General features: G+C 48.8%; 17 protein-coding genes. 4 read left to right on the top strand and 13 right to left on the bottom strand.

What is annotated here, in order from left to right; translation table 11 throughout:
* Positions 1-552 precede the first annotated feature (552 nt).
* Positions 553-1,380: a hydroxyethylthiazole kinase gene (thiM, locus tag B2U90_RS02045; RefSeq protein WP_292016984.1), complete on the bottom strand. Its 828-nt coding sequence runs from the start codon at positions 1,378-1,380 to the stop codon at positions 553-555.
* A gap of 165 nt (positions 1,381-1,545) precedes the next feature.
* Here thiM and B2U90_RS02040 point away from each other — a divergent pair, with 165 nt between their 5' ends.
* Genes B2U90_RS02040 through B2U90_RS02030 form a run of 3 tightly spaced genes read left to right on the top strand, consistent with a single transcriptional unit; the run spans position 1,546 to position 3,798 of the window.
* Complete coding sequence (locus B2U90_RS02040; protein ID WP_150824515.1) at positions 1,546-2,322, top strand: basic amino acid ABC transporter substrate-binding protein; 777 nt, start codon at positions 1,546-1,548, stop codon at positions 2,320-2,322.
* Positions 2,323-2,334: 12 nt separating this feature from the next.
* The gene (locus B2U90_RS02035; RefSeq protein WP_292016983.1) at positions 2,335-2,982 is read left to right on the top strand and encodes an HAD family hydrolase; all 648 of its coding nucleotides are present in this window, start codon (positions 2,335-2,337) and stop codon (positions 2,980-2,982) included.
* Positions 2,983-3,006: 24 nt separating this feature from the next.
* Positions 3,007-3,798, top strand: coding sequence for a basic amino acid ABC transporter substrate-binding protein (locus tag B2U90_RS02030; protein ID WP_172793337.1), 792 nt, complete (start codon positions 3,007-3,009; stop codon positions 3,796-3,798).
* Positions 3,799-3,865: 67 nt separating this feature from the next.
* Here B2U90_RS02030 and B2U90_RS02025 read toward each other — a convergent pair whose 3' ends face one another.
* From B2U90_RS02025 to B2U90_RS01970, 12 genes are all read right to left on the bottom strand, one after another.
* Positions 3,866-5,218 carry a hypothetical protein gene (locus B2U90_RS02025; RefSeq protein ID WP_292016982.1) on the bottom strand — a complete coding sequence of 451 codons (1,353 nt, stop codon included), beginning with the start codon at positions 5,216-5,218 and terminating at the stop codon, positions 3,866-3,868.
* Positions 5,196-6,143 carry a DNA-binding protein WhiA gene (gene whiA / locus B2U90_RS02020; RefSeq protein WP_059076157.1) on the bottom strand — a complete coding sequence of 316 codons (948 nt, stop codon included), beginning with the start codon at positions 6,141-6,143 and terminating at the stop codon, positions 5,196-5,198. Before whiA ends, B2U90_RS02025 begins: the two co-directional genes overlap by 23 nt.
* 5 nt (positions 6,144-6,148) lie before the next feature.
* Positions 6,149-7,501, bottom strand: coding sequence for a uridine diphosphate-N-acetylglucosamine-binding protein YvcK (gene yvcK / locus B2U90_RS02015; RefSeq protein ID WP_113855073.1), 1,353 nt, complete (start codon positions 7,499-7,501; stop codon positions 6,149-6,151).
* 14 nt (positions 7,502-7,515) lie between these two features.
* Positions 7,516-8,424, bottom strand: coding sequence for an RNase adapter RapZ (gene rapZ, locus B2U90_RS02010; RefSeq protein WP_059076159.1), 909 nt, complete (start codon positions 8,422-8,424; stop codon positions 7,516-7,518).
* Between the two features lie 12 nt (positions 8,425-8,436).
* Complete coding sequence (locus B2U90_RS02005; protein WP_292016981.1) at positions 8,437-9,252, bottom strand: Cof-type HAD-IIB family hydrolase; 816 nt, start codon at positions 9,250-9,252, stop codon at positions 8,437-8,439.
* Positions 9,249-9,650, bottom strand: a complete 402-nt coding sequence (locus B2U90_RS02000) for a hypothetical protein (protein ID WP_292016980.1) — start codon at positions 9,648-9,650, stop codon at positions 9,249-9,251. The genes B2U90_RS02005 and B2U90_RS02000 overlap by 4 nt, the downstream gene beginning before the upstream one ends.
* 102 nt (positions 9,651-9,752) lie before the next feature.
* Positions 9,753-10,268 carry a DivIVA domain-containing protein gene (locus B2U90_RS01995; RefSeq protein ID WP_059076162.1) on the bottom strand — a complete coding sequence of 172 codons (516 nt, stop codon included), beginning with the start codon at positions 10,266-10,268 and terminating at the stop codon, positions 9,753-9,755.
* Between the two features lie 22 nt (positions 10,269-10,290).
* The gene (locus B2U90_RS01990) at positions 10,291-11,076 is read right to left on the bottom strand and encodes an RNA-binding protein (RefSeq protein ID WP_292016979.1); all 786 of its coding nucleotides are present in this window, start codon (positions 11,074-11,076) and stop codon (positions 10,291-10,293) included.
* Between the two features lie 18 nt (positions 11,077-11,094).
* Complete coding sequence (locus B2U90_RS01985; RefSeq protein ID WP_059076164.1) at positions 11,095-11,583, bottom strand: cell division protein SepF; 489 nt, start codon at positions 11,581-11,583, stop codon at positions 11,095-11,097.
* Positions 11,584-11,599: 16 nt separating this feature from the next.
* Positions 11,600-12,283 carry a YggS family pyridoxal phosphate-dependent enzyme gene (locus B2U90_RS01980; RefSeq protein ID WP_059076165.1) on the bottom strand — a complete coding sequence of 228 codons (684 nt, stop codon included), beginning with the start codon at positions 12,281-12,283 and terminating at the stop codon, positions 11,600-11,602.
* Between the two features lie 103 nt (positions 12,284-12,386).
* Positions 12,387-13,265 carry a peptidoglycan editing factor PgeF gene (gene pgeF / locus B2U90_RS01975; protein ID WP_234995381.1) on the bottom strand — a complete coding sequence of 293 codons (879 nt, stop codon included), beginning with the start codon at positions 13,263-13,265 and terminating at the stop codon, positions 12,387-12,389.
* Positions 13,186-14,934: a radical SAM protein gene (locus tag B2U90_RS01970; RefSeq protein WP_059076167.1), complete on the bottom strand. Its 1,749-nt coding sequence runs from the start codon at positions 14,932-14,934 to the stop codon at positions 13,186-13,188. Before B2U90_RS01970 ends, pgeF begins: the two co-directional genes overlap by 80 nt.
* 152 nt (positions 14,935-15,086) lie before the next feature.
* Between B2U90_RS01970 and B2U90_RS01965 the strand changes: the two genes are divergently transcribed.
* Complete coding sequence (locus B2U90_RS01965; RefSeq protein ID WP_059076168.1) at positions 15,087-15,296, top strand: hypothetical protein; 210 nt, start codon at positions 15,087-15,089, stop codon at positions 15,294-15,296.
* The last annotated feature ends 75 nt before the right edge of the window (positions 15,297-15,371 follow it).

Below are 15,371 nucleotides of genomic sequence, written 5' to 3'. Positions count from 1 at the left end.
CTTACTATTGTTGGTTTGTTACTCATTGTTTGACGTTCTATCTCTAGAACCTCGCACTACCGAGTTAATCTCGGTATAAGTGATTCGCTCATGTTTGCGCGTCGCCTTACGGCTCCTTCAAACATGGCTCTCTACTTATCTGGCGTTCATTCGTATGTTGCATTGTTCAGTTTTCAAAGGTCATCTGCCAGCCGCATGATTGAGATGAAGGAAGCTCATCGCTCATCGCGGCGACTTGTATATCTTAACAAACTCACAGGAGTTTGTCAAGCACTTTTTTTGAAATACTTTTGATAGGAGGAAGGGAACCTTCACGTCCGCTCAACAGCTTATTTAGTATATCCCACTCTTCCCTTCTTGTCAAGGGATTTTTTTACACCGCTAAAAAAAAATGACGTTCATCACAGTTCGTTAACCGTTTATCGAATCACTTCGACCAACGGCCTGCGGTCTGCGACAAACGTCTCTATTCTAAGGCTTGTTAACCCTCTTTTGATACGTATACTATCGTGACAGTCCTGCCTTTCATATACGCCGATGAATGATTCTGCTTTACTCTAATATAAAGGGATTTGCCGCAATATCTGACGGCTGGGCCGTATACAATTCATCAATAAATGCCGTCTGGAATGAACCCGTCCCCTTTACATAGGTTTCTGCCCGGCTTCCCGCCAGATTATATACGGCAGCGCCGGTAATTGCGGCTACAAACGGATCGGCTGCAGCTGCATAAACGGCCATGACTCCACCGAGGGAGCATCCCGTCCCGGTAATACAGGGCATCATAGGCGATCCTCCTTTTGAGATGACTACCTGTTTCCCATCGGTAATCAAATCTTCCGCTCCGGACACGGCAACGGCTCCACCCGTCCATGAAGCCAGTGCCATAGCTGCATCTTTCGCAGCACGCACCGTATCCGTCGAATCGACACCACGTACTTCCGAAACGGCCGAGCCACCAGATAAATTCCATAATCCTGCCAGCGCAATAATTTCCGAGGCATTTCCCCTGATAATAGATGGCTTGTATTCTTTAAACTGAGTCAGCAAATCAGTTCGCATCTTCCCAAGACCGATAGCTACAGGGTCGAGGACCCAGGGTTTCCGTTCTTCGTGAAGTACCTTTGCCGTAAGAGGCAGTGTTTCTGCATAAACAGGGAATAGAGTACCCACGTTGATATACATAGCCTGGCAAATATGCGCCAGCCCTTCCCCTTCGTCGGGAAGATATACCATGGCAGCCGATCCTCCCACTGCCAGCTGGGCATTCGCTACGAAATTAATGGTTACCGTATTGGTAATGGATGGAACCAGCGGGTTCATCTGCCTGACTGCCACTGCTGTCTGTTCTATTGCTTTTTTTAATGTTTCATTTGTCATATTGGTCACCACTTTCTTTTTTATCATATATTATACAACGTATGCACGAATATGTAATCAAATGGCTTGTATTATTTTTTCTGAATATGTATAATTATGAATGTAATCTTTTGGTAACGTTTTGGGATGCGTTATACCACACTATCTATATAAGGAGATATAAGAATGAAAAAAAAATGGGCTACACTGACGGCTGTTTCATTGGCAGCCATGACTGTATTGACCGGCTGCGGCGGTTCTCAGAGTGACAGCAGCAAGAAATCCAGTGATACGCTGGTCATCGGTATGGAACCGACATTTCCCCCGTTTGAATTCACAGAAAACGATCAGTATGTCGGCTTTGATATCGATTTTGCCAAAGCCGTTGCTGACAAACTGGGAATGAAAGCCGAAGTCAAAAGTCTGGGCTTCGACGCTCTGATTCCGGCTCTCAAAAGTGGCCAGATCGATCTCATCGCCTCAGGCATGGATGCTACACCGGAACGGGCAAAACAGGTATCGTTTACAAAACCGTATTTCCATGACGGATATTCCGTCGTCGTCCGCAAAGATAATACGACAATCAATGGATTCCAGGATTTATCCGGTAAGAATGTCTGCACCCAGGTCGGTACAAAAGGCGTTGAACTGGGGCAGCAGGCCGGCGCGGTTATCAAACAGGTAGACGCCAATAACCAATGCTGGATGGAGCTGAACAGCAATAACAGTGACGCCGTCATCATCAATACGTCCGTAGCTATGTATTACCTCAGCCACGGCGGTGAAAATGACCTGAAGCTGGCTGGTGAACCTCAGATGGCCCCCGATGGCATTGCCATGGCCGTCAGCAAAGACAAGCCGGAAATGCTGGAAAAAGTCAACAAAGCCATTGATGAATTAAAGGCAGACGGTACCTACGCCCAGCTCTACAAAAAATGGTTTGGTACGGAACCGAAAGAATAATAAGGAATAAGAATGTATAAAGCATACGTATTTGATTTTGATTATACTCTGGTAAATTCCGAACAAGGCATCGTCATGTGTTTTGAAATGCTTCTCCATGATGAAGGATATGCTCCCGTTTCCCGGGATGTCATCTGCAGTACCATCGGCAAGACAATGTACGATGCCATGTCGATTATTACAGGAGAAACAGAAAAAGGGAAACTGGCCCGGCTCATCCGGCTCTATAAAGTCCGGTATTCCGATTTCTACATGACGCCCAATACCCATCTGTATCCGGAAACGAAACCGGCCCTCACTTATCTGAAAGAAGCCGGTGCCATTTGCTGCATCGTTTCTACCAAAACGAGGAGCCGCATCATGGAAACCATCCGTCGTGAACAGATGGAGCCCCTTATCGACCGCGTTATCGGCATTGAAGATGTAGAGCATGCCAAGCCTGCCCCCGATGGACTCCGGCTCATACAAGATTATTTTCATCTTGTCCCGGCAGATATCCTGTACGTTGGCGATAGTCTTATCGATGCTGATACTGCTCAAAATGGCGGCGTCGATTTTGCTGCCGTTACCACCGGTGCCACACCGGCATCAGCGTTTGCAACACGCCCTCACACCCGGATCATGTCTGATCTGAGTGAATTATATATGGGGAAAAAGTAATTCCGTTTGAAGGAGTGACTCATGATGAACAAAAAATATGTAACTATGCTTGCTGCTTCCCTGGCAGCCGTTACGCTGATTACCGGCTGCGGTGGTTCCCAGAGCGGTGACAAGAAAGATGCCGCCAAGGAACAGAAAACTCTCGTCGTCGGCACAGAAGCCACATTCCCGCCTTTTGAATCCGTAGAAAATGATAAAGTTGTCGGGTTTGATATGGACCTCACCCAGGCTATCTGTGATAAACTGGGCTACAAGATGGAAATCAAAAACATTGGCTTCGATGCCCTCATCCCTGCCCTCAAGAGCGGTCAGATTGACGTCATCGCTGCCGGCATGGACGCTACACCGGAACGCAAGAAACAGGTAGCCTTTACCGATGTCTATTACAAAGGCGGCTATACAATCGTCGTCCGCAAGGATAATACCGACATTACCGGCTATGACACCATTACCGGCAAGACAGTCGGCGCACAGGTAGCTTCCAAAGCCGGCGACCATGCAAAGGAACATGGGGCAACCGTCAAGGAATTTGATACCAACAGTCAGGGCTGGATGGAACTGGAAGCCGGTACAGTCGATGCAATTTCTATCGATAAAGCCGTCGCCCAGGATTACATGACCCACGGTGGCAATGAAAAAGCAAAAATCGTCGGCGATCCGATTCTGTCCCGCGGTACAGCCATGGCTATCAGCAAGGATAAACCGGAATTGTTGAAACAATTTAATGACGCACTGAGTCAGATTAAAAAAGACGGTACGTATGCCAAGATTTACAAGAAGTGGTTTGGCGAAGAACCGAAAGATCAAGACTTATAATCCATCATCTATATGGAAAAAGGGAGCACGATGCAGATTTTTGCATCGTGCTCCCTTTTCTCTTATATTATGCTCCCTGTCCCAAATCTTCCTGAACAGGTCTCTTATTTGTTTTTGCTTTCGTTTTCTTATCTTTTTTGGCATTACTTTTTGTCTTTTTCCCCGAAAGCTCCGTCTGTTCTTCAGTACGGCCCGCATGTAATTTCTTTTCAATCCGGGCCCAATCGTCTCCGATACTCTCCTGCTGCTGTTTCTTCTGTTCTTCCAGGCGGCGCTGTGCTTCTTCACGCACGGCATCAGCCGCCTGCTGCACCGATGCATCGGGAACGATGATAATCCGCACAGGGAGGTTGGCTGCTCCCGGTGGCATAAGATGTATCGTGACAGTCGTACCCGCTGCCACAGAATCGAGGTATTCCATCGCATAGGCATTATCAAATCCCATGCTCAGTCCTTTACGGGGCAGCTCTACAATTTTACTGGCTGTTCCGCCTTTTCCGTCATCATAACTGATTTCAGCCACGCCGGCATATTCCCCTCCCTGGGTGTTGAAATAGTAGTGGAGAAGTCCTGTTCCTCTGGTTTTTATCTGTATAAGGTAATCGAGGCCATAATTGCCCACGTCCTCCGAAAGGCGGTCGTCAATCACGTCATAACCCCGTAAAAACCGGTCTTGTATGCCGTCGGCGATAAGAATATAGCCAATACCTTCATCTGCCGTAAAGGGAATCAGATTTTTGAGAGAGCGGTCCATCCCCGGGAAGGTTCCCCGCAGTTTAACGGCATCACTGGCCAGATACTGCTGTTTTTTCATAAAAGCTACCGGATCTGCCGCAGCTGGCATAATAACGGCTGAAACATACATATCATCCGGCAGATTCATGTTGACAATACCAGAAAACAGCTGATCTGGAGCTACGATGACGCGGTTCAGCCGGTCGCTGAGTACGGCATAGCCGAGCGGTGGAACGCTGACCCGGTTATAGGTCGCATTTCCTTCATAATATAAGGTAGACAAATCCTTGCCCACATCGTAATAAGACGTACTTGGCTTGGCATAATAGACACCGCTGACCCCTGCCATAACTTCATGGTCTGAAGGGTTGTATGCCATGGCGACAATCTTGCGCGGATAATTTGCCTGATTGACATGATAAAAATATAGCCGCGTATCACCCTTTACTTTATCGACATATAAAATTCCGTCTTTATCGGCATATTCCGGACTATCCGAGAACAGCAGCGTTCCCGTATCATGAGGTGCTGTCATCGCCACGGGAAGCATCCGGCTGCGTACGATTTTATCCATGACTTCGGGATTATCTGCCCCGTATTCTGTATCCGCTGCCTCCAGCGACACCAGTGGCAGCACACATAAAAGACCTGCAATCAGACATTTACTGAGTATTCGTAATTTCATGATGTTCCATACCTTCTATTTCCTTCGCTATCGTCGCGATTTTTTTAAACCGGTGGGATAATCCCGATTTCGTAATACCTGACAAAGCTGCGATTTCTCCCATTGTCGCCTCCGGATGGGCCAGACGTAATTCGGCCGCTTCCTGCAGTCTGGGACTCAGGAGGTGATACCGGCCCGAATCACGTATGCGTTCAATATCCGCAGTCTGACGTACTGCCGCATTAACGGTTTTTTGAAGGTTGGCCGTTTCGCAATTAACCACGCGGTTCACATTGTTACGCATGTCTTTGACGACCCGCACACTTTCAAATTTCAGATACGCTTGTACGGCCCCAATCTGCTGCAAAAAAGAAGATACGCCATTTCCTTCCTTCACATAGACCAGATAGTCTCCTTTACGGTCTGTCATCTTGGCAGACAAGTGAAAATGGTGCATTAATTTCAAAAGCAGGCGGGCAAATTCTTTATTCCCTGTCATCAGTTCCAGATGGTAATCTCCCTGGGGCTGATTGACCGATCCCCCGCCCATAAAGGCGCCACGCAGAAAAGACCGGCGGCAGTCATCACGGCGTAGTTCCAGCCCCTGAAAGGCTTCCTCTGCAGGAAACAACGTCAGGGAACGCAAGGCGGCCGTACTTTCCACTGCCGGCGGAATCCGGAGGATATAATAGTTTTTTTTGCGCAGCCTGCGCCCCCGCCGCACGAGTACTTCCGGCCGTATGGAGAAAGAATGGCGCCACATGGACAGAGCTTTTCTTGCCACGGCGTTATTGGACGTACTGAATTCCAATCCGGCGCATCCATCGGAACCGGGAAGGAGCGAACCTCCCATACACAGCAACGCCGCCAGTTCCGCAGTGCGACAGGCGGCGTCTTCAACTGGAATATGAGCGGCCTCGTTTTTTACTTCTTCTGCAAACGACAAACAGCTCACCTCCTGGGATGTTTCAAATTATATCTCTTTAAATAATAATGCAGCAATTCAGGGGATAAATCCGTCCGCAGCGCATTAATCAAATCAAAAAGGACATCTGCCAGTTTATTCGTATCATGGGTAGCTCCCGTTTCTCTGTTGACCAGATCAGCCTGAATCAGTGTTGCGCCGGTCTTATGTATTTCTTTTTTGTCAATCTGCACAGGATACTGGCCGGCAGCAGCATATTTCTGTAAAATCGCCGGATCTACATTGCCATTATTAGCCATGACAAAATCAATGACCGGTGCTCCGGCCTGTCGTTCGATTGCCTTGACATGATCGGCTACGCTGTATCCGTCCGTTTCCCCCGGCTGTGTCATGACGTTACAGATGTAGATCTTTTTCGCCTTGCTGTCGCGCACGGCAGCCGCAATATCAGGAATGCACAAATTAGGCATAATACTCGTATAGAGACTGCCCGGCCCCAGTACGATGGCATCGGCATCGCGGATTGCATCTACAGCAGATTGCACGGCACGGGGATGTTCCGGTGTCGTAAAGACCCGCTTAATTTTACCATGGGCCTTGGGAATCTGCGATTCCCCCTGTACGATAGTCCCGTCCACCATTTCCGCATTGAGGAGGATTTTATCTGCCGAAGAGGGAATGACTTTCCCACGGACTTTCAGGACTTTGCTTGTCGCATCCATAGCCCCTTCTACGTCTCCCAGGACTTCAATCAGCGCGGCAATAAACAGGTTGCCAAAACTGTGCCCGGACAAATTACCCGATCCGCCAAAGCGGTGGGCAAATAGTTTTTCCATCAGCCCTTCTTTATCAGCCAGGGCAACCAGACAGTTACGCAAATCCCCCGGCGCTATAATGTCCAGATCCTGACGGATCCGCCCGGACGACCCGCCATCATCGGCAACGGTGACGACGGCCGTCAGATTATACGTTTTTGTCTTCAATCCCCGGAGCATAACCGAAAGTCCTGTCCCCCCGCCGATAACGACGACTTTGGGACCCTTGGACAATTTCATATTAGATAAGATGAGTTCACTGAGATTTTCCGACTCATTCGGCATGATAACGCCCAGCATGGTACGGATCAGACGCCGGGTAGACCATCCCATGATCAGGATGCCTGCCAGGAGAATGACAATGCCAAGAGAAGCCAGGACCGTATAGTTATAATGGCCTGTCGCTTCATAGAGCAGGCGGAAGGTCCATTCTTCTACCTGGCCGATCCATTGGTAATTAAACGTCAGGACAATACCAAAACTAGTACACATCATGCCCAGGCCAAACAGGAAGAGCCATCGCTTGATGTGCAATCCCGGATGAAGCCATTTAAAAAAGCGCATGTTCTGCACCCTCCTTATGCATCTTCTCCTTCATAACCGGGAGCATCTTCTTCGACATCATTTTTGGCAAGATCCCGGTGTTCAATAGATACATCGACACCTGTTTCTTTGAGATGACGGTACATTTCTTCTGCCATGCAGACACTGCGGTGCATCCCGCCGGTACACCCTACGGCAATGACCAGCTGGCTTTTTCCTTCCCGCTCATAATTGGGAAGGAGAAAATCTATCATATCGAACCATTTTTCTTTAAACGTCTGAGTGACCTGAAAACTTTGGACATAATCCCGTACTACGGGAACCCGGCCCGACTTATGGCGGTATTCCTCAACATAATACGGGTTGGGCAGAAAACGCACATCATCGACAATATCCGCATCAATGGGCATGCCATGTTTGAAGCCAAAGGATACGACCGTAACGGTCAGTCCCTTGCGGCCTGTATTCAGCGCATAGCGCTTGCGCAGGATATCCCGCAGCTGGCTCGTCTTGAGTGAGCTCGTATCAATAATAAAATCAGCCTGTTCCCGGAGCGTGGCCAGCCGCTTCCGCTCTTCCGCGATTCCCTGACTGATGCGCCCATGAAGTGCCAGAGGATGGACACGCCTCGTTTCTTTATAGCGGTTTATAAGTACCTTGTCTGATGCTTCCATGAAGACAATTTCATAGGAAACGCCCTGCTTGCGCAATTCCTGCAAAGCCTGGCTCATAGCATCAAAGAACTGCCCGCCGCGGATATCGGCAATGAGGGCCACATGACGCACCCGTTCACCGCCTTTGACGCAAAGCTCGGCAAATTTGGGAATCAGCACTGGCGGCAGATTGTCTATACAAAAATAACCAATGTCCTCCAACACTTTGACAGCCTGGCTCTTACCTGCACCCGACATGCCGGTGACAATGATCAAGTGGAATTGATCCATCGTGGTCCCTCCTTACAAGATAAATTTTTCAATAGCTCTGGCTACTCCGTCTTCATTATTGGATGCCGTAACATACGGAACCTGTTTTCTTACTTCGGGTACGGCGTTGGCCACAGCTACGCCGAATCCGGCAGCTTTCAGCATGGATAAATCATTCATTCCGTTTCCAAAGCTCATGACGTTCTGCAGCGAAATGCCATAAATATCACAAAGACGTTTCAGGCAGACACCTTTTGAAATTCCTTTGGGCGTAATTTCCAGAAATGTCGGCTTGGAACACATGATATCGAATCTGCCCGGCATCGCTTCTTCTATTTCCTTTGCCCGTTGCAGCAGGACTTCATGTTCATCACAGGATAATAATTTATCTGGCGCACCACAGGGAGTATAAAAATCATCACCGCATACGACAGCGTGGGAATGAGTAATCCGTTCGTAATCGGCAACCCAGTGATTATACTCGGCAACACGCAGCACGTCATCAATATATGATTGCATCATCCATCCTTTTTCTTTGGCCAGCGAGAGCAGTTGTGCCGCATCTTCCTGTGGAATAGGATGACTGTACAGTATCTTCTTCGATTCCAGCGTCTGAATCAGTCCGCCGCCAAACAACATCATGGGGATATCCCCCAGCCCGAGCATGCGGCCATAGGGACTGGCCGTCGCATACATACGGCCAGTTGCAATCATGATGTGGATCCCTTTCTGTTGTGCCCGGCGTATCGTATCTTTCGTATAATCAGAGACGGTCGTATCGTCCCGGATGAGCGTATCATCGAGGTCTATCGCTATCATTTTTATCGGGTATTCTGGTTGCTGTATCATTTTGTCTTATCCCCCTGTTTCCAATCAAACGGGTCGCCAGCCGGCGTTTCCGTCTCTGTCTTTAATGTCTCTCCATCCCTGGCGTAGGTCAGGTCCTCAGCATACTCCGAAGCCAGGCGGTCCATTTCTTTCTGTTGGGATACCGTTGCCCGGCTGCGGTTTTTGAGTGCCGTAACCAGCATATCACGCATTTCCACACGGGTCAGGACATAAGAAGGTGAAAATCTTGTCATATCTGTACCGGTGAGGCCCGCCTTTGTCAAATCCAGAAGATACTTGTATTCCCAGCTGTCCTGTTCAATCGCATCGAATGGATTCGGGGCGTACGGATTATATGCAGAGGCCGTACCACAGGCCAATAAGGCCAGTGTCAGCAGCATAAGTCCCAGTCGTTTCATAGCAGCAGCTCCCTTTCTGTATTACCGCATTATAAACAAATACGCTCTCTATCCGGCAGCCATGAGTCATACCGGGAAGAGAGCATATCTCTGTACGTTCTGTTATTTCGCTGTGTTATCGCCAGCTTCCGGCTGTTCTGCCGGGGTATTGCCATCACTGACTGCCGTTTCTTCATCGATGACCATATCATCGAGCAGACGCATCTGGCTGGTAAGCAGCGCCCGGCATTTAGCCCGGAAAGCACTAACCTGGGTTTTCATTTTTTCCATATTCTGCTGTGTCGTCTGCATGTTCAGTGTCGTTTCATCGAGCATTTTTTTCTTTTTATTTTCTGCTTCCTGCAGGATGAGATCGGCTTCTTTGCGGGCAGACACCTTGACATTTTCTGCCGTCTGCTGGGCCAGCATAAGCGTACTATTCATGGTAGATTCCATTTTTTCATACTGTGACAGCTTATCCTGTAACTTTTCGCATTTTTCCTTTATTTCACAATATTCCCGGTATACTTTTTCATAGTCATCGGCAATATTGTCCATAAAGGCATCGACATCTTCTTCACTATAACCGCGGAAGCCCCGTTTAAACTCTTTGTTATGTATATCCATTGGTGTAAGCATGGGTACATTCCTCCAAAAATTCTCACATGTATCGTCTCAATAAAACACCTGTACGCCCTTTGCGTGAAGTACCAGTAATCTGGGCCAGTTCCATCCGGCCCTTTCCCCGGAGAGAAATGACATCGCCCTCCTGTACTTCCTGGCTCGGCCCTTTAGCCGTCTGCCAATTAACTTGTACCCGGTCACCCTTGATTGCTTCCGCCGCTTTGGTACGGGAAATACCAAACCCGGAAGAAGCGACGGCATCCAGGCGAAGGGACGCTACGGTCGTCTTGATTTCTTTCACCTTTTCCTGTTTAGGCTCAATATCCGACAAGGCCATGTCTTCTACCGTAACATGAACCATGGCAATCTTTAAAAAATTCTGCTTCAGATAGGCAAGAAGGGGTGCATCGGTCAGGATGACTGCTCCCGTTTCCTCCATGATGATATCGCCAAAGCGGCTGCGGTCGATTCCCAGTCCCATGAGCGATCCCAGCACATCACGATGACTGAGAAGGCGATAACGGGCATCCCAGCTCACATGGCAGGCGGTAATGGCAAAATCAACAGGTCCATCATAACTTTCCTTGACAAAGGCAAGACGCACCCGTTCTGCTCCCTCATACCCGCCAAAGGTCTTCAGGATCAGGCCAGGGGCGGACGCCTGTATCGTTTCGCCTATCTGTACGGCACCGGGTGATACAAATTCACTGACGGCATAGGGACGGCCTTTGGCCGTACTGTCTGCCAGATCAATCAGCCGGGCAGCCAGCTCGCCGTTATCCGTACCCTTATAATAACGTATAATTCTATCTCTGTTTTTCACAAAAATGCCTCATCTGTCTTACTGCTGTTTATTACCTTCGCCGTTTTTCCAAGCCAGCTGTGCCGTGAAATCACCGTAATCGTGTTTACTCCGGTCCACTGTTACATTGCTGGGTACGCAAAGGAAAATATCCTTGCCCACTTTCTGAATATTGCCATCCAGTGCATACGTTGCCCCACTGACAAAATCGACAACCCGTTTGGAAATATCCGGTTCCGTGTTTTCAAAATTGATGACAACCGGTTTGCGGTCCCGGAGAAAATCAGCAATGCTCTGAGAATCGTCGAAGCTTTCTGGTTCTACGATCATCATTTTGAGCGGGCGGTCTACCTGGGCCGCTCCGAGTGCAGGCCGGCGGGCAGCTGCCACTGGACGCTGGTTCTGACGCGGTGCGTCTTCTATTTCATCGTCATCATCTTCAAAGTCTTCGTCTGTTTCATAGATATCATCTTCATCTACACCGCTGACCTTGCCTACTACATTGTTCCAAAATTTTTTCAATCCCATGGTTTTATTATCCTCCTTAGTATTGGCGCGGTCCAAATATGGCAGTACCGACGCGTACCATATTTGCCCCTTCTTCAATGGCTATTTCAAAATCATGAGTCATGCCCATAGACAGGTAACGGACTTGACCTTCTGGAAACTGAGGTTTCATATCTTCATATAAAGCGTGGGCAATCCGGAAGATTGGGCGCGTGTCTTCCACGTTATCAAAATTCGGAGCCATACACATAAGACCGCAGACGCGGACATGAGTCAGTTCTTTTGCCAGCGCGCTGATGCGCGGAAAATCTTCTACTTCCATGCCGAATTTGCTTTCTTCCCGCGCTACGTTGACCTGCAGAAGAATATCCTGTACTTTTCCTATCTTGCCAGCTTCTTTATCGACGGCTTTCAGGAGATGTTCCGAATCAATGGAATGAATCAGGTCAAAATGAGCCACTGCCTGTTTAGCCTTATTCGTCTGGAGATGACCGATTAAATGCCAGACAAGGTGGTTTTCTGGAAATTCCTTTATCTTTTCCATCGCTTCCTGTACGCGGTTTTCACCAACGTTCACAATGCCGTCTGCTGCGGCTTCTTTCATGCATTCTACAGGATGATTTTTCGTGACGGCAATCAGGGTAACCGTATCACTCCGGCCGGCACGGGCTGCCGCATCAGCCATGCGTTTTTCTATGGCCTCTATGTTTTCCTTTATCAAATAAAATCCCTCCGTGGTACCTACAAAAAACTTGGCACTTACTCTATTATATATATTACGCCTTATAAATGCTAGTATTTTTGGAAAAAATCTGCCCCAATCGTCATATTGCCGGAATCATGGCGAAGGCTGCCATCCGTCCGGTATGACCGCCATCGCGACGATATGAATAAAAGGCTTGTTCATCCTGATACGCGCAATGGGTTGTCGTATCGATGTGCTGTGGCAGCAGCCCCGCATGCAGCAACAGCTGCTGGTTTGCCTGCCATAAATCAACGCAGACCGTATCCGCTGTTTTATAGACACATTGGTCATAGGCCGGTCCCATATGGCGGAAAATATCTGACGTCGCTTCACTGACCTCGAAATGCTCCCGGGAAATAGACGGCCCGATAAAGGCGAGAATATCCCGTGGCTGTGATCCATATACGGTCTGCATGGCAAAAACCGTCTTGGAAGCCAGCCGGGATGCCGTACCACGCCAGCCATCATGAATGACTGCGCAGGCTTTTTTTACCGGATCATACAGGATAACCGGCACACAGTCGGCAATACAGATCAGGAGCAGCACTCCAGGCCGGCTGGTCATAAGCGCATCCGTATGGGGAAAGGCATCGTGATAACTGCCGGCCCCCCGTCCTATCTCGCTGTCTCCGACGGCGATTACGTGATCTTCATGAGTCTGCTGCGGTGTAGTCAGTACATCGAGGCGGCAGCCCAGATGGGCACAGAGACGGCGCCGGTTTTCCAGGACGCATGATACGGAATCTCCTACGTGCAATGCCAGGTTTAGAGAATGATACGGAGCCGGACTTACCCCGCCCGTGCGGCCAGTAACGCCATGGCACAGGCCGGCACGATGCAGCTGCCCGCTTTCTTCCCAGGCAATCCCGTCCTTATGTTTAATCCACTGTGTCCCCATTTGTACCTCCACATACATGACATCGCCGGCATCCTTCAAAGCATGGTATGGTGAACTCACCTTTTTCAGCCTTCTCCCGTTCCCGGATCAGGTAATCCTCTGCCAGACCATTATCGAGTACACTCCAGGGAAGGAGTTCGTCGGTCTGCCGTGGCGTATATAAAAATGATTCTACATCAAATCCTGTTTCCCGGACAGCCCGTTTCCAGCCCCTGACACCTCCGTAAGAATGGGCTTTCAGAAGCAGTTCCCCCACGCGGCGGTCCCCCCGGGAAAGGACCCCCTGGATATAGCACTGCCGCAGTGGTTCAGCCAAAACTTCCGTCTGCCGTATGCGCCCTGCCTCTTTTTTTATATATGCCAGTCTCCGTTCCACGACTTTTTGTTCCGTCATGGCCATCCACTGAAAGGGCGTCATCGGTTTTGGAATAAAAGGATTGATGCTCAGGGTAATACTGCTTTTGTTGCCAATGCGGTCCATGTGTTCCCGTACCCGGCGTGTCATATCCACAATTCCCTGTATATCTTCATCCGTTTCCATGGGGAGACCTATCATGATATACATCCGCACCTTACGGATTCCCGCAGCCGTACATAAATCGATGGATTGGAGGAGATGTTCTTCTGTAATTCCTTTATTGATAATGTTCCGCATATGCTCACTGCCAGCTTCCGGTGCCAGGGTAATCGTCTTCTGCCCGCTTTCCGCAATGCCTTTGACAATAACAGGCGTAATGGAATCTGCACGCAGAGACGCACAGGAAAAAGCCAGTCCCTGCTGACGGATGAATGTGACTAATTCGTCAATGTACGGATAATCGGAAATGGCAGCACCCATGAGGCCTATCTTTTTACCCAGCTTCTTCCCCCGGAGAACGGCAGCTTTGACATATTCCAGCGGACGCACACGGGGACGGCGGTAACAATACCCAGCCATGCAGAACCGGCAGTGACGGCCACATCCACGGGCAATTTCAATGAGATACATGGATCCAAATTCCGTATCTGGCGTAGCGACGACCGTTTCCCCTGGCCGGGTCAGTTCATGCCATTGCCGGCGTACGCGATGGGGTATACCTGGTTCGGCATCGATGCGCATCAAATTTCCCCTATCATCATACACGTGATGATACAGGGAAGGAACGTATACGCCTTCAACCCTTGCCAGACGGCGCAGCAACTCCTGCCTTCCGGCTCCGTCGGCCTTTGCCTGAAGCCAGGCGTCGAGAAATGCATGAATCAGTTCTTCTCCTTCTCCAATCAGGCAGACATCCATAAACAACGCCAGCGGCTCGGGATTAAAGAAAGCGACAGGACCACCCATGACTACCAGCGGATCGGTTTCTGTCCTGTCTGCAGCCCGGACAGGAATATGACCAGCTTCGAGAATATCCGGGATGTTAAAATAGTCCATCTCGAAATTGACAGAAAAGCCAAGAATTTCAAAATCACACAGTGGCCGCTTATTTTCCAGTGTCAGAAGTGGGGAATGTTCTTTTTCATAGATTTTCTTCAATTTCTTATCTGGCAGAAATGCCCGTTCGCATTGAAAATCATTACGACTGTTTACCTCCCGGTAAATAATCTGCATTCCCAGATTGCTCATACCCGTCTCATAGGTATTAGGGTAACAGACAGCCATCGTATGACGGCTGCCAAATGGATGCACGACATACCCCGTTTCCCTCGCCAGTCGTTCATTTAATGCTTTTTCCAGTTGCCAGCCCATATGCTTCTCCTTCCTGCACATCATAACGTATCTTTTATTTTACTAGCCGCATCCCTTCTTGTCAAAGATAGGTCTTTATAGTAGAATATATATATTAATTGACTGTTCCGGGTCAGCGTATGTAAATTTACACTTAAAGGGATGATTACCAGATGAAAATAAAATGCGTCGAATTAAGCCAGTTTGAATCCGATCTGATTCTCGCATTCTCACGACAACCGAAAGCGGCACCTGTCTCGACGGGGTTGTGCCGTGCAATTTATCGTCGTCTGGAAGGCCAGCCGGCTTTTGCCAGAAACAATGTCACAGTTTACAGCAAACAAAGCGGCCCGGTAATCCGCCCGGCTATTGCTGAAAAATAAATACGGATACACAAAGAAAGGACTTATGGCATAAAGGTAAAAAATCTTTATGCCATAAGTCCTTTTTCTATGTCG

It is taken from the genome of Megasphaera sp. UBA4233, assembly GCF_002395615.1.
Classification (GTDB): domain Bacteria; phylum Bacillota; class Negativicutes; order Veillonellales; family Megasphaeraceae; genus Megasphaera; species Megasphaera hexanoica.
Note: the sequence above shows the minus strand (reverse complement) of the source record. Positions and strands in the feature narration are given on the sequence as shown.